This is a genomic window from Micromonospora sp. CCTCC AA 2012012, assembly GCF_040499845.1.
GTDB classification, from domain to species: Bacteria; Actinomycetota; Actinomycetes; order Mycobacteriales; family Micromonosporaceae; genus Micromonospora; species Micromonospora mangrovi.
Window position 1 is genome coordinate 871,156 of record NZ_CP159342.1, and the last position, 21,889, is coordinate 893,044.

Below are 21,889 nucleotides of genomic sequence, written 5' to 3' on the forward strand. Positions count from 1 at the left end.
ATGCCATCGACCCCACTGTCCGTGCTCGACCTGTCCCCGGTGCCCGCCGGTGGCACCGTGGGCGACGCCCTACGGAACACCATCGACCTCGCCCGCCACGTCGAGCAGTTCGGCTACCGGCGGTACTGGCTCGCCGAACACCACTTCGCCCCCGGCGTCGCCAGCGCCGCCCCGGCGGTGCTCATCGGGCAGGTCGCCGCCGCCACCAGCCACATCCGGGTCGGCTCGGGCGCCGTGCAGCTCGGTCACCAGACCGCGCTGTCCGTGCTGGAGCAGTTCGGCACCCTGGCCGCCCTCCACCCGGACCGGATCGACCTCGGCCTCGGCCGCTCCGGTCAACGCCGCGCCGAGGCCGCGAAGGAACTCGCCACCGCACCGCCCCCGCCTGGCGAAGCTCGGGTGGTCGACGGACTCCTCATCCCGCCGCCCTTCTCGTTCGCGAAGATCCTCACCTCACCGCGCGCCGCGCTGCACACCGCGCTGCTGCACCAGCCCGGTGCCCAGCCGCCGGACTTCGCCGAGCAGCTCGACGACCTCCTCGCCCTGCTGCGCGGCGACTACCGCGACACCACCGGCCTCGACGCGCACGCGACCCCCGGGGAGGGCGCCGACCTTCAGGTCTGGCTGCTCGGCAGCAGCGGGGGAGAGAGTGCCCGACTCGCCGGTGCGCTCGGCCTGCCGTTCGCCGCCAACTACCACGTCAGCCCGGCCACCGTGCTCGACGCCGTCGCGGCGTACCGGGCGGCTTTCCGGCCCTCGGCGACGCTCGCCGAGCCGTACGTCGTGGTCTCCGCCGACGTGGTCGTCGCACCCGACGACGCGACCGCCCGCCGCCTCGCTGCCCCCTACGGCCTGTGGGTACGCAGCATCCGCAGTGGACAGGGTGCGATCCCGTTCCCAAGCCCCGAGCAGGCCGCCGCACACCGCTGGACGCAGGAGGACCGGGACCTGGTGGCGGACCGGCTCGACACCCAGTTCGTCGGCTCGCCCGAGACGGTGGCGGCCCTGTTGCGGACCCTGCGGGACGTGACGGCCGCCGACGAGCTGCTCGTCACCACCATCACGCACGCTCACGCCGACCGGGTCCGCTCGTTCGAGCTGCTCGCCAAGGAATGGCATGGCTGACCCGCGCCGCCTTGGCCGTCGGCGACCCGTGAGCGTCCGGAGGTTGCGATGAGTCTGCTGTTCACGCCGGCCGCGACGCCCGGCACGGCCGATTCGCCCACCCTGACGGTGGTGCCCGCCCGGCATCCGTGGCGGTGGGTGCTCTCCGTCGCCGCGCTGGTGCTCGCGGCGCAGTTCGTCCACGGTCTCGTCACCAACCCGGGTTGGGACTGGCCGACGTTCGTCGGCTACTTTCTCGAACGCTCGGTGCTCCTGGCGCTGCTGACCACCTTGCAGCTCACCCTCGCCGGCGCGGTGCTGGGGTTCCTCGGCGGGGTGGCGCTGGCCGCCATGCGCCTGTCGCACAGCCCCGTCCTGCAGGCACTCAGCTGGACCTACATCTGGGTGTTCCGCTCGGTGCCCCTCATCGTGCAACTGCTCTTCTGGGCCAACCTCGGCTACCTCTACGACACCCTGCAACTCGGTGTGCCGTTCGGACCGGGCTTCGTCGAGGTGTCGACGGCGAACCTGATCGGGCCGTTCGGGGCCGCGCTGCTGGGACTCACCCTGCACCAGGCGGCGTATGCGGCGGAGATCGTCCGCTCCGGCATCCTCTCGGTCGACCAAGGGCAGCTGGAAGCCGCCGCCGCGCTGGGCATTCCCCGGCCCCGCCAGTTCCGCCGGATCGTGCTGCCGCAGGCCATGCGCGCGATCCTGCCCAGCGCCGCCAACGAGCTGATCAACCTGCTCAAGAGCACCTCGGTGGTCTACGTGCTGGCCATCGGGGAGCTGTTCTACCAGGTGCAGGTGGTCTACGGACGCAACGGCCGGGTGGTCCCGCTGCTCATGGTCGCCACGGTCTGGTACGTGGTGCTCACCGCGCTGCTGTCGATCCTGCAGTTCTACGTCGAACGGCGCTTCGCCCGGGGAGCGGTACGCACCCTGCCCCCGACCCCGTGGCAACGCCTCCGGGCCGGCCTGGGCCGGGCGGTGGCGCGGTGACGGCCATGCTCGAGGTGCGCGGCGTGCACAAGACGTACGGCACCCACGAGGTGCTGCACGGCGTCGACCTGACCGTGCCGGCGGGCAGCGTGACCGTCGTCCTTGGACCCTCCGGCTCGGGCAAGTCGACGCTGCTGCGGGCGATCAACCACCTGGAGAAGGTGGACCGGGGCACCATCACGGTCGACGGCGAACTCATCGGCTACCGCCGGGTCGGCGACCGGCTGCACGAGCTGGGCGAACGGCAGATCCTGCGGCAACGAGCCGACATCGGCTTCGTGTTCCAGAGCTTCAACCTCTTCCCCCACCTGACCGCGCTCGACAACGTCGCGGAGGCGCCGATCGCCACCGGGCGCCGACGGCGCGCCGAGGCACTGGCGTACGCCCGGCAGCTGCTCGAGCGGGTCGGCCTGGCCGACAAGGCGGACGCCTACCCGCGGCAGCTCTCCGGCGGCCAGCAGCAGCGGGTCGCGATCGCCCGCGCCCTGGCCCTCGATCCGAAGCTCGTCCTCTTCGACGAACCCACCTCCGCGCTCGATCCCGAGCTGGTCGGTGAGGTGCTCGACGTGCTGCGGGCGCTGGCCCGCGCTGGCACCACGATGATCGTGGTCACCCACGAGATCGGGTTCGCCCGGGAGGCCGCCGACACAATCGTGTTCCTCGACGCCGGACGCGTCGTCGAACAGGGTCCGCCGGCGCAGGTACTGGACCACCCCACCCACGAACGCACCAGGGCATTCCTGTCCGCGGTCCTGATCTGAGGAGACACCCGATGCACACCCGCCCCCTCCTGCTCGCCGTCGTGCTGGCCCTGGGCCTGACCGCCTGCGCCGCCCCCGAGGAGAGCCCCCGCGCCGCGGCCGCCACCCCCGGTGCCAGCCCGTTCACCGTCAACGACGGCCCCGACCAGAAACGGATCGTCCCGGCGAAGGTCGACGCCGTCGCCGCGCTCCTGCCGCCGGAGATCCGCGACGGTGGCACCCTCACCATCGGCGTGGGCGCGGCCGGCGCCGGCTTTCCGCCGCTGGCCTTCACCGCCACCGACAACAAGACTTTGATCGGCAGCGAGCCCGACATCGCGGTGGCCGTGGCCGGGATCCTCGGCCTGGAACCGAAGCTGGAGAACACCTCCTGGGAGAACCTCTTCGTCGGTCTGGACAGCGGCAAGTACGCCGTCGGCGCCTCCAACATCACCGTGACCGAGGAACGCAAGCAGAAGTACGACTTCGCCACGTACCGGCTGGACAACCTGGCCTTCGAGGCGAAGAAGGGGGCGGCCTGGAAGGTGACCGGCCCGAAGGACGTCGCGGGCAAGCGGATCGCGGTAGGTTCCGGCACCAACCAGGAGAAGATCCTGGTCGAGTGGAGCGCGGAGGCGAAGCGGCAGGGCCTGGCGCCGGTGGACATCAAGTACTACCAGACGAACCAGGCCACCTACCTGGCGTTGGGCTCCGGTCAGATCGACGCGTACCTCGGGCCCAATCCCAGTGTCGCCTACCACGTCGCCGTCGCCGGGCAGACCGGGATCATCGGTACCTACTCCGGCGCCGGGGGCGCCCTGCAGGGCAAGATCGCACTGACCACCAAGAAGGACAGCGGCCTGGTCCGGGCCCTCGCGGCGGCCATCGACGAGCTGATCCGCTCCGGTGACTACGGCAGGATCCTCGCCCGCTGGAACCTCGGCAACGAGGCGACCGGGAAGTCGGAGATCAACCCGCCGGGTCTGCCGATCGAGGGCAAGTGACCGACACCGCCACCGACGCGGTCCTGGACAACCCGGTGTGGGCCGCGCTGACCGGCCCGCACCGGGGGTTCGCCGAGACGCACGGACTGGCCGCCCGCTACCAGCCGGACGTCGCCCCGTTCACCTGCGTACGCGGCGGTGACGACCCGGGCGTCTGGCACGACCTGGCCGCGCTGGTGGGACCCGGCGTCACGGTCGCCGTGACCGGGACGGCCGCGCCGCTGCCGACCGGCTGGACCGTCGAGGGGGAGGTGGCCGGGGTGCAGCTCGTCGACGTCGGCGTCGGCGCGGCCAGCGACCCGGAGGCGGTGCGCCTGACCGGCGCCGACGTGCCCGAGATGCTCTCCCTGGTCGCCCGTACCCGGCCCGGACCGTTCCTGCCCCGGACCGTGGAACTCGGCACCTACCTGGGCATCCGGCGCCGGGGCGAGCTGGTGGCCATGGCCGGCGAGCGGCTGCACCCGCCGGGGTGGACCGAGATCAGCGCGGTGTGCACCGCCCCCGAGGCGCGCGGCCAGGGCCTGGCGACCCGGCTGGTACGCGCCGTGGCAGCCGGCATCCGCGCCCGTGGTGAGCGGCCGTTCCTGCACGCCGCGGCCAGCAACGTCACGGCGATCCGGCTGTACGAGTCGATCGGCTTCACCCTGCGCCGGCACACCCTGTTCCGGGCGGTCCGGACACCCGCGTTCGCGAAGCCCGAGCAGTCTGCGTGAAGCCGTCGCGGCGGACCCGCGTCACGGTCGAGCCGGGTCGGTCATCCCTTGACGGCTCCCGCGGTGATGCCGGCGATGAAGTGGCGCTGTAGGAGGGCGTACGCGACGACCATGGGGGTGGAGGCGACGACCACGCCGGTGAAGAGCAGCGGGTAGTCGGTGAGGTATTCGCCGGTGAAGTCCAGCAGTGCCAGCGGCAGGGTGCGTTTGGCCGGGTCGTCGATGAACAGCAGGGGGTAGAGCAGGTCGTTCCAGTGCATGACGAACAGGTAGATCGCGGTGGCGGCGAGCGACGGGGCGGGCAGTGGCACCGCGACCCGGCGGAATGCGGTCCAGGGGCCGGCGCCGTCGAGTTCGGCGGCCTCGTACAGCTCGGTGGGGAGGGTGCGCAGGAAGCCGGCGAGGATGAACACCGCCACGGGCAGGGTGACCACCACGTTGACGAGCATCAGCCCGGCCAGGCTGTCGCGGAGGCCGAGCCGGTCGAACTGCACGTACTGCGGGATCATCACCGCCTGCGCGGGCACCGCCAGCCCGGCCGCGAACACCGCGAACAGCACCCGGCCGGGCCAGCCCGGCAGGCGGGCGATCGCGTAGGCGACCAGGCTGGCGAGCACCAGCGTGGTGGGCACGGAGACCGCCACGACGAACGCGCTGTTGCCGAGCACCCGCAACAGGTTCTGCGTGGTGAGCACCTCGACGTAGTTCTGGAGTCGGGGGTTCGTGGGCGGTCCGAACGGCGAGTCGAACAGTTCGGCGGTGGTCTTGAGGCTGCCGCCGAGGACGACGAGCAGCGGCACCGTCACCAGTAGCGCGTAGACCGCGAGCACGGCGCGGCGGCCCAGTCTGGCGAGCACGGGTGGCTCCTATCCGTGGGTGAGCCGGGCGGCCCGGTTCTGCAACCAGGTGACCAGCGCGATGGCCAGCATGAACACGATCGACTCGGCGGCGGCGTAGCCGAGTTGGGAGTTGGCGAAGGTGGTGTAGATCCGGGTGGAGAGGATGTCCAGCGAGGCTCGGGGCGGATTGCCCGCCAGGCCGAGGATCAGGTCGAACGCCTTGAACGACTGGATCGTGGTGTAGGCGACGACCAGGGCCGTGGCGGGGGCGACCATCGGCCAGGTGACGTGCCGGAAGAGCTGCCCCGGCCGGCGCCGTCCGTCCTGGCCGCCTCGTACAGCTCGGCGGGGATCTGGTTGAGTCCGGCGATGTAGATGACCATCATCTGCCCGGCGTGGAACCAGATCTGAGCGATCGCGACCCAGCCGACGCCCTAGCATTGCCGCCGTCCGAGTGCCTGCTGAAACGAGGCGAGATGCGTTGGCTGCGGCGGTTGCTGGGTGGCAACCCGGTCCAGCTCGATTCGGCGCGGCAGCAGGCGCTGCTGCGGGAGCTCCGGCAGCGCTACGGCGCGCACGCGCAGGTCCGCTTCTCCGACCAGGTCGACGCGGCGGCCCGGCTGCTCGACGGGGACGACGGCCTGGTGGTGGCCGTCCGGGTCGTGAGCGAGGCCGCCGACGAGGCGTACGCGGATCTGCGGGCCCAGGCCCACGACGTGCAGCTGCGGACCGGTCGGCGACTGGTGGTGCACCGGCGCAACTACCGGCCGCTGTGGAAGGAGGCCGGCCCGGCACTGCGGTGGCCGCTGTTCACGCTGCCGGGCGGCTTCCATCCGTACGTGCAGGTCGCCGCCGCGGTCGTGGTGGTCGGCGGCGGTGCCTCGCGGCTCGATAAGGTGACCGATCCGAGGCCGCTGGTGACCCGTCTGTTCGAGCTGCTCGACCTGACCACCGCCGGCTGGGAGTACGGCCGGGTGCGGGTCGACACCGACGCTGCCGCCCTGGTCGAGCGGCTGAACACGACCGTCGGGCGGGTCCTCGCGGCGATGGACGACCCGCCTCGGCTGCCCCCGCCGGTCCGCGAGCTGATGCGCCGCAACAATGCCCTCGACGTGCACGACCCGAGTCGTCCCCGGGTGGTCGGCACGATCAACCTCGGGGCGCGCATGCGGGAGGTCCTGCTGGCCTGAGTCACCGTGACGGGTGGGCAGCGGAGGCCGGACAGGGACAGTGCGCGGTCGGCGGGGCGTTCGCCAACCTAGGGGTGAGCGTGAACTGGGCCGCTCACCTGGGGGCGTGCGCGAAGCGGTCACGGCTGGCCAGTACCTCGGTCAGGTGCTGTCGGCTCCAGTCGCACAGTTGGTAGACCGTGTGGCGGGCGGCCCGGCCGGCGTCGGTGAGCGCGTAGTCGACCTGCGGCGGCACGGTCGGATGCACGTGCCGGGTGAGCAGTCCTTCCCGTTCCAGGGCGCGCAGCGTCTGCGCCAGTACTTTGTGGCTGACGCCCGGCACGGCGGTCTGGACGGCCGTGAAGCGCAGGGTGCGCTCGCCCAGCGCGTCGAGCACCGGCAGTACCCACTTGCCGCCGAGCGTGGTGAACACCTCACGGGCCACCGCGTGTACGCGGGCCATCGCGTCGGGCTGCTCGGTCACCTTGAGGTACCTCCCGATCCTTCAAGTGCGTTCTTACGCTAGCCCGAGACGCTGGCTAACGTCGTCGGGCGTGACCATTCTCAAGACCTACGCTCGGCTCTGGGCCGACGACCTCGACGCCACCCTTCCGCTCCTGCGCCGGCTGACCGGCACCGAACCGGACCTGCTTTTCGCGTTCGCGTCGCTCGAGCTGGCCGCGATCGGCGACTTCTTGGTGATCGCCGGGCCGCTGGCCGCCCGGGAACCGTTCACCCACGCCTCGACGACCGTGGTGGTCGACGATCTGGACGAGACCCGCCGGCTGGTGCTGGCCGACGGCGGCACGATCACCACGCCGGAGGCGACCAGCGAGACCGGCCGGTTCCTCTACGCCAGGCACGCCGGCGGCGCCGAGGTGGAGTACGTCGAGTGGCGCCCGGAGGTACGCATCCGGGTGCTCGGCCGTCGAGCGCGAGAGGTGTAAGAGACGGCCATCGCGGGATCCGGTTTGATGTTAGGCGGCGATCGGGTTCGGGTCGGACTGCTGGGTGTCGTGTTGGGCGGTGTCGACGGTGATCAGGCGGGCTTTGGCCAGTAGCTCCAGGCTCATGTAGCGGCGTCCTTCGGTCCACTCGTCGGTTTGCTCGGCGAGGACCGCGCCGACGAGGCGGATGATCGCGGCTCGGTTGGGGAAGATCCCGACGACGTCGGTGCGGCGGCGGATCTCCTTGTTCAGCCGCTCCTGCGGGTTGTTCGACCAGATCTGACGCCAGATCTCGCGGGGGAAGCCGGTGAAGGCGAGGAGGTCGTCGCGGGCGGCGTCGAGGTGTTGCGCGGCGGCGGGGAACTTGGCTTCGATCGTGGTCACGACGCGCTGGAATTGGGCGTGGACGGCGTCGGTGTCGGGCTGGTCGAAGATCGTTCGCACCAGGGTGGCTATCCACGGCTGCGCAGACTTCGGCACCTTCGTCAGCAGGTTGCGCAGGTAGTGGGTCCGGCACCGTTGCCAGGAGGCTCCCGGCAGAGCCGCCCCGATGGCCTGCACGAGTCTGGCGTGGGCGTCGGAGATGACCAGGCGGACACCGGTCAGGCCGCGGGCGGTCAGCGACCGTAGAAACGCCAGCCAGCCGGCGCCGTCTTCGTCGGAGGCGACGTCGAGGCCGAGGACTTCGCGTTGGCCGTCGGCGTTGACGCCGACCGCGATCAGGGCGTGGACGTTGACGGTGCGGCCGTGTTCGCGGACCTTCATCGTCAGGGCGTCCATCCACACGAACGTGTAGTGCCCTGAGTCGAGGGGCCGGTTGCGGAACGCCTCGACCTGGGCGTCGAGGTGGGCGGCCATCTCCAGACCTGCGACTTGGACAGCTGCCGGATCCCGAGCTGCTCGACGAGCTTCTCCACCCGCCGGGTCGACACCCCGAGCAGATACGACGTCGCCACCACTGACACCAGAGCCTGCTCCGCCCGCCGGCGGTGCGTCGGCAGCCAGTCGGGAAAGTAGCTGCCCTGGCGCAGCTTGGGGATCGCCAGGTCGATCGTGCCGGCCCGGGTGTCCCACTCCCGCTGCCGGTAGCCGTTGCGGGAGTTGACCCGATCGTCGCTGCGCTGCCCGTAGCCGGCGCCGCAGATCGCGTCGGCCTCGGCGGACATCACCGCCTGCGCGAACGTTTTGATCATCGCCTGCAACATGTCCGGCGACGCGCCCTCGATCTGCTCGCGCAGCAGGTCAACAGGGTTCACACTCTCTGAAGCGGCCATCGCGTCCTCTCTTCCTTCTCTGACTTGGTCGTCTTGAAGGATCGACGCGATGGCCGTCTCTTATCTACGTAACACGCCCATCACGGGCAAGTCGTACACCACACCCGTGGACGCAACTCGGCGGCACAACCTGAGGCAGTGGCAGATCGGCCGTCCGCTACAAATCCTGCCAGACAAGGATCACCCTGGGGTTATCACCGTCAACCTGGTCAACGAACGCGGCACCTCGTCCAGCTGTCCCGCCTATTTGCGGCGGGTACCGAAATCCCGCGGCCGGACCCTGTCCTGCCCGTACTGCCAGCATGTCGGGCACCGCGACCTGGTCACGGCCCTCACCATCGCCACCTGCACCCCGGGCGGTGGACCCACCACCCCGGTAGCCGTTGTGCTGCCGGAGGCGGTCACGCACCGCCGAGCCGGCCGGCACCTGCCCGGTGCCGGCCAGTCCCGGCGTGACCCCGCCGCCCATCACAGGCGGCGAGAGGATCAGTTGGCCCGCGGAGGCCCGCTGCACCACCAAGTGGGAGTCGCTCGCCTACACGGCGAGGATCCACAACAGCCCACCGGAAACCCGGTAAACGTGAAGTCGACACCGCACTAGCTGGCAGGGTACGGACGCTCGACCAGAAGGGATGCGATATGAGCAGCATTGGCGGCGAGGGTCTTGGTGGCTGCGCCGGTGGTGTCCGGCTTCGGTCCGGCGTCGCTGTAGTCGGTCTTACCCATCGCTTCGCCGACCCAGTACGTCGAGGCGGACGCGGAGGCGGTGAAGCCGACGTCGTTGAGCGCTTGAAGCACCTCGGCGGTGACGTGGTGAGCGCCGTCCTCGTTGCCCACGACCGCGACCGCGGCGACCTTGCCGAACGTGAGCAGCCTGCCCTCCTCGTCAGTCTCGGATAGCTCGGCGTCGAGACGCTCAAGCACCATCTTGCAGACGCTCGACGGCTGTCCGAGCCAGATCGGCGTCGCGATGATCACGATCTGAGAGTTCAGCAGCTTCGCGCGGATGCTCGGCCACTCGTCCCCTTGGCCTTCGTCGGTCGACACCCCGAAGCGGATGTGCTGATCGACGACGCGGATGAGCTCACCGCTGACGTTGTGCTCGCCGAGCGCGGCCAGCACCTCACGGCCCAACTGTTCGGCGCTGGACGGGGCGGGAGACGGTTTGAGAGTGCAGCACAAGACGAGCGCGCGTATGGAGGTCACAGACGTTCTCCTCACAGGGACCGGGGTGATCCGATTTCCGTACCCCGCCGCTGATTCTCCAACCCGAATGGGCTCGACCGGCAGGTCGCCCAGCACGCCCTGCGGATCACTCCGGACGGACCGGCCGCCGGCCAGGCGAACCGGGCCTTCCTGCGCCGGGTGGTCCGGTTCCTCGCCATCGAGGCCGGTATCGACCAGTTCCTCGACATCGGGTCGGGGCTGCCCACCCAGGGCAACGTGCACGAGGTCGCCACCGAGCACAACCCGAGCGCCCGGGTGGTGTACGTCGACAACTACCCGATCGTCCTGACGCACGGACGGGCCCTGCTCGCCGCGGAGGGCACCGCCACGGTGATCCAGGCCGACATTCGGCGACCGCAGGAGATCCTCGCCGACCCGGACGTCCGCCAGTTCCTCGACTTCGACCGGCCGGTCGGATTGTTGCTCTTCGCGATCCTGCACCACCTCGGCGACGAGGAGGAGCCGCGAGCAGTGTCGGCAGAGTTGATCGACGCGCTGCCGTCGGGTAGTTACGTGGCAATCTCGCACTTCCGCGATCCGGGTGAGCGGGACCCGGAAGGCTCCCGTAAGGCCCGCGAGGTCGAGCGGATCTTCAACGAGTCGCTGGGCACCGGTCGCTGGCGTACCGACGAGGAGATCCTCTCCTTCGCCGTCGGGCTGACGCTGCTGGAGCCGGGGTTGGTGCCGCTGGCCGAGTGGCGCCCGGACCCCGGCACACCCGCACCGAAGCAGACCGACACCTACCACACCTTCGTCGGGCTACTTGCCCGTAAACCGTAGGCCGTCGCGACGTAGTCGCCGATCGTCATCGTCGCCAACGACGCCGGATGGTCTGTCGTGCCAGGCACGTCCACCGACCGGCGGCAGCAGACCGTGACGGTCAGGTGGTCCCCACGCGCTTCCGGGCGCCTAGCCGGCCGGGGGCGGTAGCCGGCGTGCGGAACGGCGGCCCACCGGGGATCTCCCGGTGGGCCGCCCGAATCCCCGTCACCGAATCCGTGTGTGACGCAAGGTCAGTCGACGTCGGTGCCGGGCAGGGCTTCCCCCGGCACCTCCTTCGGCAGGTAGATCCTGGCGTCACCCGGGTAGGGCAGGTCCCAGTTGTGGGCGCCGTACCACGTGTACCGGTTCATCAGCTCCGGGTTCGCGTAGTCGGCCTGCGCCCCCTTGCCGGTGAGGCGCTGCTTCGACGCCCACTGGTCCCACTCCTCCGAGTAGGAGACGAAACCCGCCGGGACGGGACCCTGGAGGGCGGCCGCCTTCGCGCCGGTCGGCGTGTCGAGGCCGCACGCGGGTGCGGTCTTGATGTTCTCGGTCAGCGAGATGTTGTTGGCCTTCGCCGTGTACGGCGTGAACACGGGCTTGGGCTGGAAGGCGTCGTACATCGGGGTGGCCGCGGCGACCTTCTGGTTGAGCGGCTCCGCACCGAGGATCTGCTCGATGGTGCGGACCATGTTGATCTGGGAGTAGTAGGTCGAGACCGTCTTGCCGTGGACGGCGTACGGGCTGATGACCTGGATCGGGGCCCGGTGGCCGTCGACGTGGTCAGGGCCGGCCTGGCTGTCGTCCTCGACCACGAAGATCGCGGAGTCCTTCCAGTACGGGCTGTGCGAGATCGTCTCGACGATCTTGCCCAGCGCGAGGTCGCCACCGGCGACGTTCGACCGCTGGGACACCGGACCACCGGTGTGGTCGTCGGAGAGCCACACCATGTTGAACTCGGCCGGACCGTTCTTCTGGAAGTCGTCCTTCCAGATCTGGTAGCGGTACAGGTCGGGGATCTGCATCTCGAACGGGGGTGCGGTCGGCACAGTGATCTTGTTGAGCGAGGGAATCGGCGAGCCGTAGTCGCCCTTGAGCGCGGGGCTGGTCAGCTGCGCCGGGTCGCCGCCCTGGTCGACGCTCTGCGCGGCGCAGTAGTACTGCTGCCACGTCGAGCCGGCCGGCTTGCCGCTGGAGGAGTAGACGAACTCGCCGAAGTTCTTGGCGGTGTGGCCCGCGGCCATGACGGCGGTCCACAGGAAGCCCGAGCGCTGGTGGCCCAGCACGTCCTCCTCGGTGTCGTAGCTGCGGACGTACTCGCCGGCGCTGGACTCGGTGTACTCCGGGTTGTCACCCTGCATGATCCAATTGTGGCCCTCGGCGGAGTTGGTGCCGATGTCGTAGGTGTTGTCGTAGAGACCGAACTGTCGCGAGAGCGCGTGGATGTTGGGCGTGACCTGCTCGCCGAACTGGGCCAGCGACGGGTCGCCGTTGCCCTCGGGCATGTCGCCGTGGATCTGGTCGTAGGTGCGGTTCTCCTTGACCAGCATGAAGACGTGCTTGATGGGCGAGGGGTCGCCGATGCGCCGGGGCACGGGCAGGGGCGCCACGTCGCTGCCGCGGACGGCGCGCTTGACGTCGCTGTCCGCGCCGCCCCAGCCGTTCTGCTTGAAGACCTGCGGGGTGTAGGTGTCCCTGATCTCGCTGTCGGAGGGGAGGGCGAAGCGGGTCAGCGAGGCGGTCGTGGCGTGGGTGCCGTGGCCGGTCGCCGGGGTGGTGCCGAAGCCCTGGTTGTAGGTGATGGCCGGGCCCCGGGCGTCGATGCCGCGGCGGTTGGCCACGACGATCCGGTCGCCGACCGCGAAGACGTCCTCGGGGTAGTAGTCGGTCGGGACGAGGCCGACGTAACTGACCGGGTCGAGCGCGCTCTCGCCGAGCCTGTAGACGGCGATCGCGTTGACGCGGCCGAGGCTGACGAGCAGACGGCCGTTGTACACGGCGATCGCGTCGGGCCCGTAGCCGACCTCCGAGCTCTGCCAGGGCTTGGTCTCGATCGTCTGGACGACCTTGTCCATGCCGGTGTCGACCACCGAGATGGTGTCGTCGTTGGTGTTGGTCACGTAGAGCGCGCCGCCCTCGAGGTGCATGTCGGTCGGGTGGCGACCGACCTCGATCTGGCCGATGGGCGCCGCGGCGTTGGCCGTGTCGATGACGCTGAGGACACCGGTGGTCGAGGTGCCGAGCACCGGGTCCGCCGGGACGTTGGAGCCGTAGGAGTCGATGGTGTCCTCACCCGGCTGGGCCGGGCGGCCGCCCTCGTCGCTGACGTAGAGCTTGGTGCCGACGAACCTCAGCTGACGCGGCGCGATGCCGACGGGGTAGGTCGCCTTGACGGCGCCGGCAACCGGGTCGATCGCGACGACGGTGTTCTGACCGTTGACGGCGGCGTACAGCGTGCTGCCATCGGGCGAGAACGTCATGCCGGCGGTGAGCGCCTGACGGGTGGGGCCGGTCAGGTCGGGGATGGCGATCTTGGTGCCGGCCGCCAGGGTGCCGTCGGCCTTGACCGGGAACCGGGTGAGGCCGGTCGCGTTCGGCATGAAGAGGAACTTGCCGTCGGGGGAGTAGAGGGGGCTCTCCTGGCCGACGCTGTTGTCGGAGGGGCGCAGGTTGGCGCCGGAGGCGGTGCCCGCCCGGAAGATCAGCTGGTAGGTCTCCAGGTCGAAGATCTGCAGCGAGATCGACCGGTCGTTGGCGGTCGCGGCCAGGAAGCGGCCGTCGGGGCTGATCGTGGAGCCCATGAACTTGCCGTAGTTGGTCACGAGCCGTTCGCCGAGCGGCTTGATGATCTGGTTGGCGGAGATCTGCAGACCGTCGGTGTACTCCTCGCCGACCAGGTTCTCGCCGAAACCCCTGGTGGAACCGGCGGCGACACCACCCGTCACCGCGACCGCGAGGGCCACGCCGCCGGCCACCAGGCCGGTGGGCAACGAGCGCAGGAAGCGACGACGAGGCGGCCTCACGACGCGGTTGCGCCTTACATTCATCTGGTTTCCCTTCACTTCGTAGTTGCCAGCAGGTCGACGACTCCGTCGAACTGCCACAGCGGGTTAGGCCGGTCGCCCAGGGGGGTGGCGACCTGGAAGAACCCGTTGACCTCCTTCGGCCCGTCGCCGTCGGCGACGTACCGCCCGTCCGCGGTCACGTCGAGCTGGTAGATCGCGTTGCCGGTCGCGGTCGCACCAGGCAGGGTCCACGTCACGACGCACCGCCAGTCGGCGCCCGGACCCTGGTCCTCGACGCGCTCCCCGGCTTTGTCGCGCGTGGCCGTGGCGTGGAGCTGCTCCTCGGTGACCGCCTGCCGGTTGAGCTGCGCGGTCTGCAGGACGTACAGGTGCGAGAACGACGTCGCCAGCGACGCCTCGAGTTTGGGCCGTTCGATACCCGTGCCGTCGACGCCGGTGGTCACGGCGACGACCATGGTCGTGACCGCGGCCAGGCCCGCCAGCGGGGCCAGACCCGCGACCAGGAAGCGGCGGCCCATGCCGTCGTAGCCCAGATCGGTGAAGTCGCGACGCACGAAGAGCCGATAGGTCAGGTAGGTGGCCAGCGCCGTCCAGGCCAGGCTGACGGCGAGCCCGATCCACAGCGACCCGAGCTGCCCCGGGGCCGTGAAGAGGCCGCGGTAGGTGATGAAGGCGTTCATCGGCGTCGCCATCCGCAGCGCCACCGGGACCGGCATCAGCTGGACACCTTCGAGGATGAGCGCGATGACCACCGGCATCAGGAGGCCCAGCGGGGAGCGCCCCAGCGCGACCGACCCGAGCAGCCCGACCCCGGAGAAGGCGAGCGTGGGCGGGACGATGGTCAGCCAGGCGAGGAGGACCGTCCGGGCGAGCTCACCGGAGTCCATGAGGTGCCCGTCCAGTCCCGGCATCGGCTGGGAGCCGAGCGCCAGCAGGCCGCCGGCCAGCGACGACACGAGGAGTGCGGCGAGAAGCGCCACGGTGACGGTGAGCGCGGCCATCGCCTTGGCCACGAAGATCCGGCGCGGCGAGCGCACCGCGACCATCAGGTGCCGCCACGTGCCGAGCCGCTCCTCGACGGCGAAGACGTCGCCGGCCACCAGACAGGTGAGCAGGGGCAGCACCAACGTGCCCATGAATTCGAGGATGACCAGGGAGCCCGCCCAGCCGGACTGGTTCATCCAGCGGCCGTAGACCGCGTCGGCGGGAAGGGAGGTCTGCTGGCTGATCACCGCCGTGTAGACGGCCGGGGCAAGCAGGCAGGCCAGGAAGACCAGCCGGACGCGCCACTGCGACACCAGCTTGACCAGCTCGAACGGGTAGCAGCGGCTCAGCGCCACGGGCTGTGGCTGCGTGCGGACGGGGGCATCGACGATGGCCGCGGTCATCGGGAGGTCTCCTGGAGAGCAGGGGTCGAGCCAGGGCGGATGTCGGCGTCTCGGCCGGGGCCGGTGCCGGCGTCGGCGCCGGTGAGCGCCAGGAAAGCGGCCTCCAGCGGGGGCACGACGGGGCCGAGCTCGCGGATCGCGATGCCCGCGCCGACGAGCCGGGCAATCAGGTCGTCGAGGGCCGGCTCCGGGCCCCGTACGACGACCGACTGGTCGTCGTACTGCGACTGCGACTTTCGGCCCGCGACCCGGCTCAGGCCCGGGACGTCGTCGGCGAACCGGCGTGCGCCCTCGGCGTCGGTCGTGACGAGCCGGTAGTCGAGCTCGCCGCTCTCCGAGGCCAGCTTGTGCACCGGGCCCGAGAAGACAACCCGGCCGGTGGACAGCAGGGTGACGTCGTCACAGAGCGCTGCGAGGTCGTCCATGCGGTGGCTGGAAAGGACCACGGTGCCGCCGGCCTCGGCGAGGTCGGTGAGGACCCGGTGGACCTGTCGCTTGCCGCCGGGGTCGAGGCCGTTGGCCGGCTCGTCGAGGACCAGCAGACGCGGCTCGCCGAGCAGGGCGGCGGCCAGCCCGAGGCGCTGCCGCATACCGAGCGAGAAGCCGCGGACGCGGTCACCCGCCACCTCGATGAGCCCGACCCGGTCGAGCAGCTCGTCAACCTCGGCGGAGCGGCCGGCGCCGCCCCGCAGGGAGACCAGGGCCGCAAGGTTCTGGCGCGCCGTGAGCTCCGGATACAGACCGGGACCGTCCACGAAGCCCGTGACGCCGTCGGGCACCGACAGGATGCGCCCGACCGGTGAGCCGAGGATCTCCAGAGAGCCGCCGTCGGCCACCGACAGGCCCAGCAGCATGCCCAGGAGAGTGGTCTTGCCGGCGCCGTTGGGTCCGACGAGGCCGTGGATCTGCCCCTCGGCGAGGTCGAGATCGACCCCGTCGAGGGCGATGACGTCGCCGAAGGTCTTGGTGATGCCGCACGCACGAACGGCAGCAGCTGGTTGCATCCGGGTCTCGTCCCATCTGGCCGCGAGCAGCCGAAAGCCATCGCCAACTCCAACTTCCTTCGACGGCGAAGCTAAGGAGCCCAGATGACCTGACCCGATCGATTTGCTGAACGTATTGCCAACGTTCCAAACAAATGGCTCATGCCCCGCGTGTACCGCAAAGGACTCGAACGTCTCTGCGGCGCCATTGTGGCCAGTGCGCGGCGTGGCGTATCACGGCGTGTCCGCCTCGGGCGAGGCGGGCCAGGCGGCGGATCTCGTTGCTGCTGACCAGCGGACCGCGTCAAGCTGCTGCTGAGCGTGGTGTGGGTGCCCGACGGCCATGGCCGTCGGGCACCCACACCTGAACGGCGCACTCGTGGCGGAGGCGACGGACCTGCCCCCGGGCTGCCGCTCGACGTCGGCGCGAGGGAGGAAGCCGTCGCGCTCTGGCTGACCGAACGAGGCTGGCAGGTGACCGCCTCCGACGCCGACGACCCGGCCGCGTACGCGCGGGCTGCGCAACCTGCTCGACGCCGTGGGCCGTAGGTGGAACGCTGCTAATCGTCGGCCACGACCCGACCTGGCTTCAGCAGCCGGTGGCCGACCCGTTGTCACGACCGCGTCGCCCCGGCTCGTCGAGAGGTCGAGAGAACTCGATCGCGGCGGGTAGGGCGAAGAAGAAGCTGCCGAGTATCGCCAGGGTCAGTAGAGCGGGCGTCCGCTGTTCTTGGCGGCCACGTACGCCTGCCAGTCGAGGGCGACCTGGTCGGCGAAGCTGGTGGCGAATGCCCGGGTCTCGGCCTGCAGTCCCGACACCGACGTGATGGCGTTGTCGATCGCCGCGTCGGCCGAGTACGCCAGCCCGGTGCCGGACAGGTCCTGGTCGGCGCGCGAGTGCGCGGCGGCGAGCAGCCTGCCGATGTCGCGCACCGAGTCGTCCCAGGTCGTCGAGCTGCTCAGGTCGGCGATGGTCAGGTCCTCGGCGAACGGCGACTTCTCCCGCACCGACACCGGTACCGTGCCGACGCTTGCCCAGCCGGTGAGCGGGTCGGATTCGTTGACCAGCCAGCGCAGCGCCAGCGCGGGTCGCTGCCCGCCGGTGAGGGTCGTCGCGGTGGGGGCGAGTTGCTTGGGGGCCGGGTCGACGGCCTGCTTCAGTTCGAGGATGCGGTCGTCGCCGGTGGCGGTGGTGTCGCCCTCGACGAGGACGTACCAGCGCCAGCGGCCGAGGCTGCCGGTGCCCGCGTTCAGACGTCGGCGTACGTCCTTGACCACGGCCTCGGAGCTGCTCAGCGGGCCGCTGGCGGTGGTCCGGTACGCCGCGATGGCGCTGATCAGGTTGGTCCGGGTCGCCGCCGGGACGGTCTGCAGGGTGGGGTCGGCCTTGAACACCCGGCCGGACGTGCCGACCACGGTCCGCCGGTCGAGCAGCCCCTTGCGGCTGTCGGCCGCGGAGTCGGCGATGAGGGCGGCGCTGAGGTCGGAGGTGTTGCTCGCGGTCAGCCGCCAGTCGAGTTCGTTGTCGGTGCCGTGGAACTTGTCGATCCACTGGGCGTACTCGGCGACGAAGGTGTCGACGTCGGCGTTGATGCTGCTCGCGCTACGGCCGTTGGCGCGCCCGGCGAGCACGATCGAGACGGCTTCGCGGCGTAGCTCCCACGTCCAGGAGCCGCGCCAGGCGTCGTCGGTGTCGGTGAGCTGGTACTGCTCGGTGTTGTCGGCGCCCCGGTCGGCGCCGGTGTTCTCCAGGTGCGCGTCGCCGGTGATCCACACGTCGCCGCCGCCGCCGGCGTACGCGGACGGCGAGAGTTCGCCGAGGTCGCGGTAGTACAGCGAGGAGGTGCCGCGGAAGAAGGCCCAGGCGTTGGAGGCGAGCTTGGTGGTGCGCGCTGCCAGTTCGTCGTCGGTGGCCCCACCGTTGAGCAGGTGCAGCGCGTGGTCCTGGTTGTAGACCACGGCGACGGGGTCGCGGGTGAGCGCGGCGACGGCCGGGGTGGCCGGGACGGTGAGCGCTGTGGCGGCGAGCAGCACGGCGGCGGTGTAGGCAACGGGACGCATGCATTGATTGATATCGAACGAAGGTGACGGGAGGGCGGCCGGTAGGTGACCGGCTGCCACCTCCGCGGGGCCAGCAGGTGGCCCGGCGTCGCGGAAAGACGGTACGACCGACAGGTTGAGTGATAGTGCAACCGACAGCGGCAGGTAGGGCCGGATCACCAACGCGTGGACGGCGATGGGTGAGCAGGTGACCGAGCGACGCGGCGTGCTCAGGACCGCCCCCGGGGCCTCGGCGGACCGGGGCACCTGACTCGGGCGTAACCAAGACCCCGACTCGACCTGCCCGGCGAACCTGCCACGCACGGAACCGGATTGCCCGCTATCCGCAGTGCGTCGCCGCCCCGCTTGGCACAGTGGCCCTGATGGGCGGGCTCGGTCGTATCCAGCTGGCCGGCGACGCGGGCGGCGTGAGCCGGCTGGTGCTGTTCGTCGACCTGATCTTCGTGTTCGCCTTTCTCAACGTGACCGCGGTGAGTGATTTTCGATCTGCGAGGACTTCGTCTTTCGATTTGCGGCATCAGTCGTGTTCGTTATGCGGCTATCTGGTGTTAGATCTGCGGCCATTGGTCGTGACGTTCGGGGGTCCCCCAGCTATGCCGCGTTGCTGCGGGTCGCACCGAGTTCAGGGAAGGCGTCCTCCCAGCGTTGGCGGAGCTGGGGTGGCAGCCAGAGGGTGGGCCAGAGTCGCCGGAGGAGGTCGGCGTCGAGCCAGGTGTTCAGGTCCTCAACCTTGCTGGCTTCGGTGAGTACCACCTTGTACATGATGGCCAGGCGTGCGGCCCGGTTCAGGTCGTACTCGGCGTGCCCGGACCAGTCGAGATGACGCGAAAGCGTCACCGTCCCTTCGGTCGGGCCGTGCAGTTCGGCAAGGGCTTCGGCCACAACGCGGCTCCATCGTGACCGAAAAGAACTGGGAGATTGGCTGGGACGTTTGGCAGTTTCGAGGGTCCGGACCGTGCCTTGCTTCTTCGGATGTCGACCGACGTGCGGGCCCATGCCGACCGTTGGTTGCTCTCCGCCGTCCGAGCCGTGACGGGCGTTGGCGGAGTGCTACCGGGTCCGTTGAGCCGCGCGACGCTGCAGGCAGGCAAGGGGTGGGACCCGTCGCCCGGATCCCACCCCTTGGAGGTCGGTCAGCGGTAGCTGCGGCCGCTGCCGTCGGGGATGACCATGGTGGCCTCGTTGTCGGCGCTCCGCCCGCCGGGCTGAGCGGGCGCCGGCATGGTCGGCATGGCGGTGTCAGCGTCGCGGCGTCCGGCCTGGTAGGCGCGGGCGTGCGCGGCGATGGCCTGCGACTCTTCCTGGGCGCGGGTCAGCCAGGTCTCCCACCGGTTCTGCATGGGGCGGACGAGGCCGCCGCCGACGCCGACGATGAGCACACCGGCGATGGTCGCCAGGACGGCGACCAGGACGGGCGTGGTGACGGTGGTGGCCACGCCGATCTGGTTGAGCGCGGCGATCACGCCGAGGGCGAGGATGAACACCGAGGCGATGTTCGCCAGGACCCGGCCGTAGGACAGGCCGCCCAGCGCGGAGGAGATGAGGTCCTTGACGGCCTTGGCGATGGCGGCGGCGACCACGACGATGATGATGGCGACGAACGCCTTCGGCAGCCAGGCCACGACGCCCCGGATCAGGTCCGAGATCGGGTTGGGGCCCCAGATCCCGAAGGCCAGCTGCAGGGTCACCAGCAGCACCGCGTAGTAGGCCAGCTTCGCGACGATGTCACTGGCGTCGTACTTCGACCGGGCCAGCGCGGTGCGGATGCCACCGCGCTCGACGGCGCGGTCGAAGTGCACCCGCTCCAGCACCTTGTCGACGATCTTCAGCACGGCCTTGGCGATCAGCCACCCCACCAGCAGGATGGCCAGGAACGCTACGGCTTTGGGCAGGAACAGCATCACCGCACGAAGGGCGTCACCCACCGCGTCCGTGACGTTACTTTTCATAGTGACCAACTCCAAGGAATACGGGAACAGTTCTGCACCGCCCTGTACCCCGTGAGTGACAGCGTAAAACGAGCGTCGATTCGACACCCTTCAATCAGAATGAGGCGCCGCCCGAGTTGCCTCGGACCGCGCCCTCATCGCAACTGCTCGTCAGTTCAGGTCGCGGCGGCCTTCGTCGGGCAGGTCCGCCTCGATGCGTTCCTTGCGGACCTCACCGCCGACGGTCTCGGTGTCGGTGACGGTCTCCTTGCCCAGGCGCACCCGCTCCACCGGAACCGTCTCGGTGTCCACGACGGGACGTTCGGCGTGCAGGGTGACCTCGTGCTCCTCCTCGCTGATCGCCGGCCCATCGAGGGCCTTGCCGATGTTGGCGTCGGTGATCGGCTCCCGCTCCAGGCGCACCTCTTCGCGCTGCACGGGGACCGTCACCTGCTCGTGCTCGGTGACCACATATTTGCGCAGCCGCGCCGTGCCCGCCTGCTGGCGTTCCGTGCCCACGTTGAGCCGCTCCTCCGAGCGGGTCATCGCGTCGTCGGTGTTCGGACCGGACGTATCGTGTCCAGCGCTGGCCTGGTAGGCCGTGTCGCCGTACGAAGCAGTGGCGTCGCCGTAGCCCCCGTGCTGACCGCGCTCGGTGTCCTCCCAGCTCAGCCCGTAGTGCCGGTAGAGGTCCGCAACCTCGGCGCTGCTCAACGGCTCGTCAACGTCTGCGTCCACGTTCGGGGCGTCCTTCACCGTGCCCTTGTCGAACGGCACCGTCAGCCGGTCACCCTGCATCCGCGCCACCTGCAATGGCACCAGCGACTCGTTCACCCCGAAGAAGCCCGTACGGACGCTTGCCCACGCCGGGCGGCCCGCCGCGTCAGCCCACACCTGACCCACCGTGCCGATCTTGTCGCCGTCGCTGTCATAGACTTCGCGGCCGATCACGCCGGTCGCCTGCTCCTGGCCAATCATGGTGTCGCCTCTCCTTTCGTCGGTGCCGGCACCAGTACCCCCGTCATCCGTCGGAAATCACCACCGCGGCAATTTCCCCTGCCTCTCGCAGAAGAAGCTGTGCAACAGCGGACACGCTTATCCATAGGTGTTCCTGGTTAAGCAGAGTCCCATGAGCGGGATCGGACATCAGTTGTAATCATCGCTCTCGGGCGTGTAGCGAAGAGGCCGCCTGGCCGGCGCTCGGATACAACCCAAGCGCCTCTCGCTCGGGCTTGCCGAGCACCGCGCCGGGCAATGTCCGCCCCACGGCACCAGGGTCGCCGCAACCACCGTCGGCGTGAGCCATTCGTGGCGGGTGTCGAGCTTGTCGAGTGCGATCGGGTCGTGAAGCTCGGGCAGGGTGCGGGCACCGACGACCAGGGTGACGTGGCGTCCGGTGGGGGATTCCCCGAGGTGTTCGACGACGGCGCGCAGGGGTGTTAGTCCGGTGCCGCCGGCGGCTAGGAGCAGCGGCGCCGAAGAGTGAGGGTCGAGGGTGAGGCCGGTGGTGGTGGGTGGGCCGAGCCACAGCAGGTCACCGGGGTGGACGTGGTTGACGAGGGTGGAGGAGAGCGGTCCGTGGGGGACAGTGCGGATGTGCAGTTCGATGGTGCCGTCGACGCGTGGTGTGTTGGCGGGGCAGTACCAGCGCCACGGCCCGGGCCGGTGGGTGGTGAAGACAGGTAGGGCTTGGCCGGGGGTGGTAGTGCAGGCGCCGCCACG

20 protein-coding genes and 4 pseudogenes are annotated in these 21,889 nt (G+C 70.1%); 9 read left to right on the plus strand and 15 right to left on the minus strand.

Annotated features, from left to right (window positions below; genetic code table 11):
• Genes ABUL08_RS04010 through ABUL08_RS04030 form a run of 5 tightly spaced genes read left to right on the plus strand, consistent with a single transcriptional unit; the run spans position 1 to position 4,563 of the window.
• Positions 1-1,125 (plus strand): LLM class flavin-dependent oxidoreductase, encoded by a 1,125-nt coding sequence (locus ABUL08_RS04010; RefSeq protein WP_350934625.1) that lies wholly within the window; start codon positions 1-3, stop codon positions 1,123-1,125.
• Between the two features lie 48 nt (positions 1,126-1,173).
• Positions 1,174-2,106 carry an amino acid ABC transporter permease gene (locus ABUL08_RS04015; RefSeq protein WP_350934627.1) on the plus strand — a complete coding sequence of 311 codons (933 nt, stop codon included), beginning with the start codon at positions 1,174-1,176 and terminating at the stop codon, positions 2,104-2,106.
• A 5-nt stretch (positions 2,107-2,111) separates the two neighbouring features.
• Positions 2,112-2,867 carry an amino acid ABC transporter ATP-binding protein gene (locus ABUL08_RS04020; protein WP_350938482.1) on the plus strand — a complete coding sequence of 252 codons (756 nt, stop codon included), beginning with the start codon at positions 2,112-2,114 and terminating at the stop codon, positions 2,865-2,867.
• An 11-nt stretch (positions 2,868-2,878) separates the two neighbouring features.
• Entirely contained in the window at positions 2,879-3,850 is a 972-nt protein-coding gene (locus tag ABUL08_RS04025) for an ABC transporter substrate-binding protein (RefSeq protein WP_350934629.1), read from the plus strand.
• The gene (locus ABUL08_RS04030; protein WP_350934632.1) at positions 3,847-4,563 is read left to right on the plus strand and encodes a GNAT family N-acetyltransferase; all 717 of its coding nucleotides are present in this window, start codon (positions 3,847-3,849) and stop codon (positions 4,561-4,563) included. Before ABUL08_RS04025 ends, ABUL08_RS04030 begins: the two co-directional genes overlap by 4 nt.
• Before the next feature lie 41 nt (positions 4,564-4,604).
• Here ABUL08_RS04030 and ABUL08_RS04035 read toward each other — a convergent pair whose 3' ends face one another.
• Genes ABUL08_RS04035 through ABUL08_RS04045 form a run of 3 tightly spaced genes read right to left on the minus strand, consistent with a single transcriptional unit; the run spans position 4,605 to position 5,788 of the window.
• Positions 4,605-5,420 carry a carbohydrate ABC transporter permease gene (locus tag ABUL08_RS04035; RefSeq protein WP_350934634.1) on the minus strand — a complete coding sequence of 272 codons (816 nt, stop codon included), beginning with the start codon at positions 5,418-5,420 and terminating at the stop codon, positions 4,605-4,607.
• Between the two features lie 9 nt (positions 5,421-5,429).
• Positions 5,430-5,678, minus strand: a complete 249-nt coding sequence (locus ABUL08_RS04040) for a hypothetical protein (protein ID WP_350934636.1) — start codon at positions 5,676-5,678, stop codon at positions 5,430-5,432.
• A complete protein-coding gene (locus ABUL08_RS04045; protein ID WP_350934639.1) occupies positions 5,609-5,788 on the minus strand; it encodes a hypothetical protein in 180 nt (59 codons plus the stop codon). Before ABUL08_RS04045 ends, ABUL08_RS04040 begins: the two co-directional genes overlap by 70 nt.
• A 90-nt stretch (positions 5,789-5,878) precedes the next feature.
• On the opposite strand from ABUL08_RS04045, the gene ABUL08_RS04050 reads away from it, so the two are divergent.
• Complete coding sequence (locus ABUL08_RS04050) at positions 5,879-6,592, plus strand: hypothetical protein (RefSeq protein ID WP_350934641.1); 714 nt, start codon at positions 5,879-5,881, stop codon at positions 6,590-6,592.
• 94 nt (positions 6,593-6,686) lie between these two features.
• On the opposite strand, the gene ABUL08_RS04055 is transcribed toward ABUL08_RS04050, so the two are convergent.
• Positions 6,687-7,055, minus strand: coding sequence for a winged helix-turn-helix transcriptional regulator (locus tag ABUL08_RS04055; protein WP_350934643.1), 369 nt, complete (start codon positions 7,053-7,055; stop codon positions 6,687-6,689).
• A 70-nt stretch (positions 7,056-7,125) separates the two neighbouring features.
• Here ABUL08_RS04055 and ABUL08_RS04060 point away from each other — a divergent pair, with 70 nt between their 5' ends.
• Positions 7,126-7,518, plus strand: coding sequence for a VOC family protein (locus ABUL08_RS04060; RefSeq protein WP_350934646.1), 393 nt, complete (start codon positions 7,126-7,128; stop codon positions 7,516-7,518).
• A gap of 30 nt (positions 7,519-7,548) precedes the next feature.
• Here ABUL08_RS04060 and ABUL08_RS04065 read toward each other — a convergent pair.
• Positions 7,549-8,792, minus strand: a pseudogene (locus ABUL08_RS04065) (IS256 family transposase).
• 49 nt (positions 8,793-8,841) lie between these two features.
• On the opposite strand from ABUL08_RS04065, the gene ABUL08_RS04070 reads away from it, so the two are divergent.
• Positions 8,842-9,393 carry a zinc ribbon domain-containing protein gene (locus ABUL08_RS04070; protein WP_350934648.1) on the plus strand — a complete coding sequence of 184 codons (552 nt, stop codon included), beginning with the start codon at positions 8,842-8,844 and terminating at the stop codon, positions 9,391-9,393.
• On the opposite strand, the gene ABUL08_RS04075 is transcribed toward ABUL08_RS04070, so the two are convergent.
• Positions 9,390-9,998: a flavodoxin family protein gene (locus ABUL08_RS04075; protein WP_350934650.1), complete on the minus strand. Its 609-nt coding sequence runs from the start codon at positions 9,996-9,998 to the stop codon at positions 9,390-9,392. The genes ABUL08_RS04070 and ABUL08_RS04075 overlap by 4 nt on opposite strands.
• A gap of 84 nt (positions 9,999-10,082) precedes the next feature.
• Here ABUL08_RS04075 and ABUL08_RS04080 point away from each other — a divergent pair.
• Positions 10,083-10,799, plus strand: a pseudogene (locus tag ABUL08_RS04080) (SAM-dependent methyltransferase); the annotation flags it as partial.
• 233 nt (positions 10,800-11,032) lie between these two features.
• Here ABUL08_RS04080 and ABUL08_RS04085 read toward each other — a convergent pair.
• The 9 genes and pseudogenes from ABUL08_RS04085 to ABUL08_RS04125 all read right to left on the minus strand — a co-directional run.
• Positions 11,033-13,804, minus strand: a complete 2,772-nt coding sequence (locus ABUL08_RS04085) for a bifunctional YncE family protein/alkaline phosphatase family protein (RefSeq protein WP_350934653.1) — start codon at positions 13,802-13,804, stop codon at positions 11,033-11,035.
• A 35-nt stretch (positions 13,805-13,839) separates the two neighbouring features.
• Positions 13,840-15,195 carry an ABC transporter permease gene (locus ABUL08_RS04090; RefSeq protein ID WP_350934655.1) on the minus strand — a complete coding sequence of 452 codons (1,356 nt, stop codon included), beginning with the start codon at positions 15,193-15,195 and terminating at the stop codon, positions 13,840-13,842.
• Positions 15,192-16,199 (minus strand): ABC transporter ATP-binding protein, encoded by a 1,008-nt coding sequence (locus tag ABUL08_RS04095; protein WP_350934657.1) that lies wholly within the window; start codon positions 16,197-16,199, stop codon positions 15,192-15,194. Before ABUL08_RS04095 ends, ABUL08_RS04090 begins: the two co-directional genes overlap by 4 nt.
• Before the next feature lie 684 nt (positions 16,200-16,883).
• Complete coding sequence (locus tag ABUL08_RS04100) at positions 16,884-18,239, minus strand: DUF2252 domain-containing protein (RefSeq protein ID WP_350934659.1); 1,356 nt, start codon at positions 18,237-18,239, stop codon at positions 16,884-16,886.
• A gap of 591 nt (positions 18,240-18,830) precedes the next feature.
• Positions 18,831-19,124: pseudogene (locus ABUL08_RS04105) on the minus strand (hypothetical protein); the annotation flags it as partial.
• A 248-nt stretch (positions 19,125-19,372) separates the two neighbouring features.
• Entirely contained in the window at positions 19,373-20,188 is an 816-nt protein-coding gene (locus ABUL08_RS04110) for a mechanosensitive ion channel family protein (RefSeq protein WP_350934661.1), read from the minus strand.
• Between the two features lie 150 nt (positions 20,189-20,338).
• On the minus strand, positions 20,339-21,145 hold the full coding sequence (locus ABUL08_RS04115; RefSeq protein WP_350934662.1) for a PRC and DUF2382 domain-containing protein: 807 nt from the start codon (positions 21,143-21,145) through the stop codon (positions 20,339-20,341).
• A 168-nt stretch (positions 21,146-21,313) separates the two neighbouring features.
• The gene (locus ABUL08_RS04120) at positions 21,314-21,700 is read right to left on the minus strand and encodes a ferredoxin reductase domain-containing protein (RefSeq protein WP_350938484.1); all 387 of its coding nucleotides are present in this window, start codon (positions 21,698-21,700) and stop codon (positions 21,314-21,316) included.
• Positions 21,698-21,853: pseudogene (locus tag ABUL08_RS04125) on the minus strand (FAD-binding oxidoreductase); the annotation flags it as partial. The pseudogene ABUL08_RS04125 and the gene ABUL08_RS04120, both read right to left, overlap by 3 nt.
• Between the last annotated feature and the right edge of the window lie 36 nt (positions 21,854-21,889).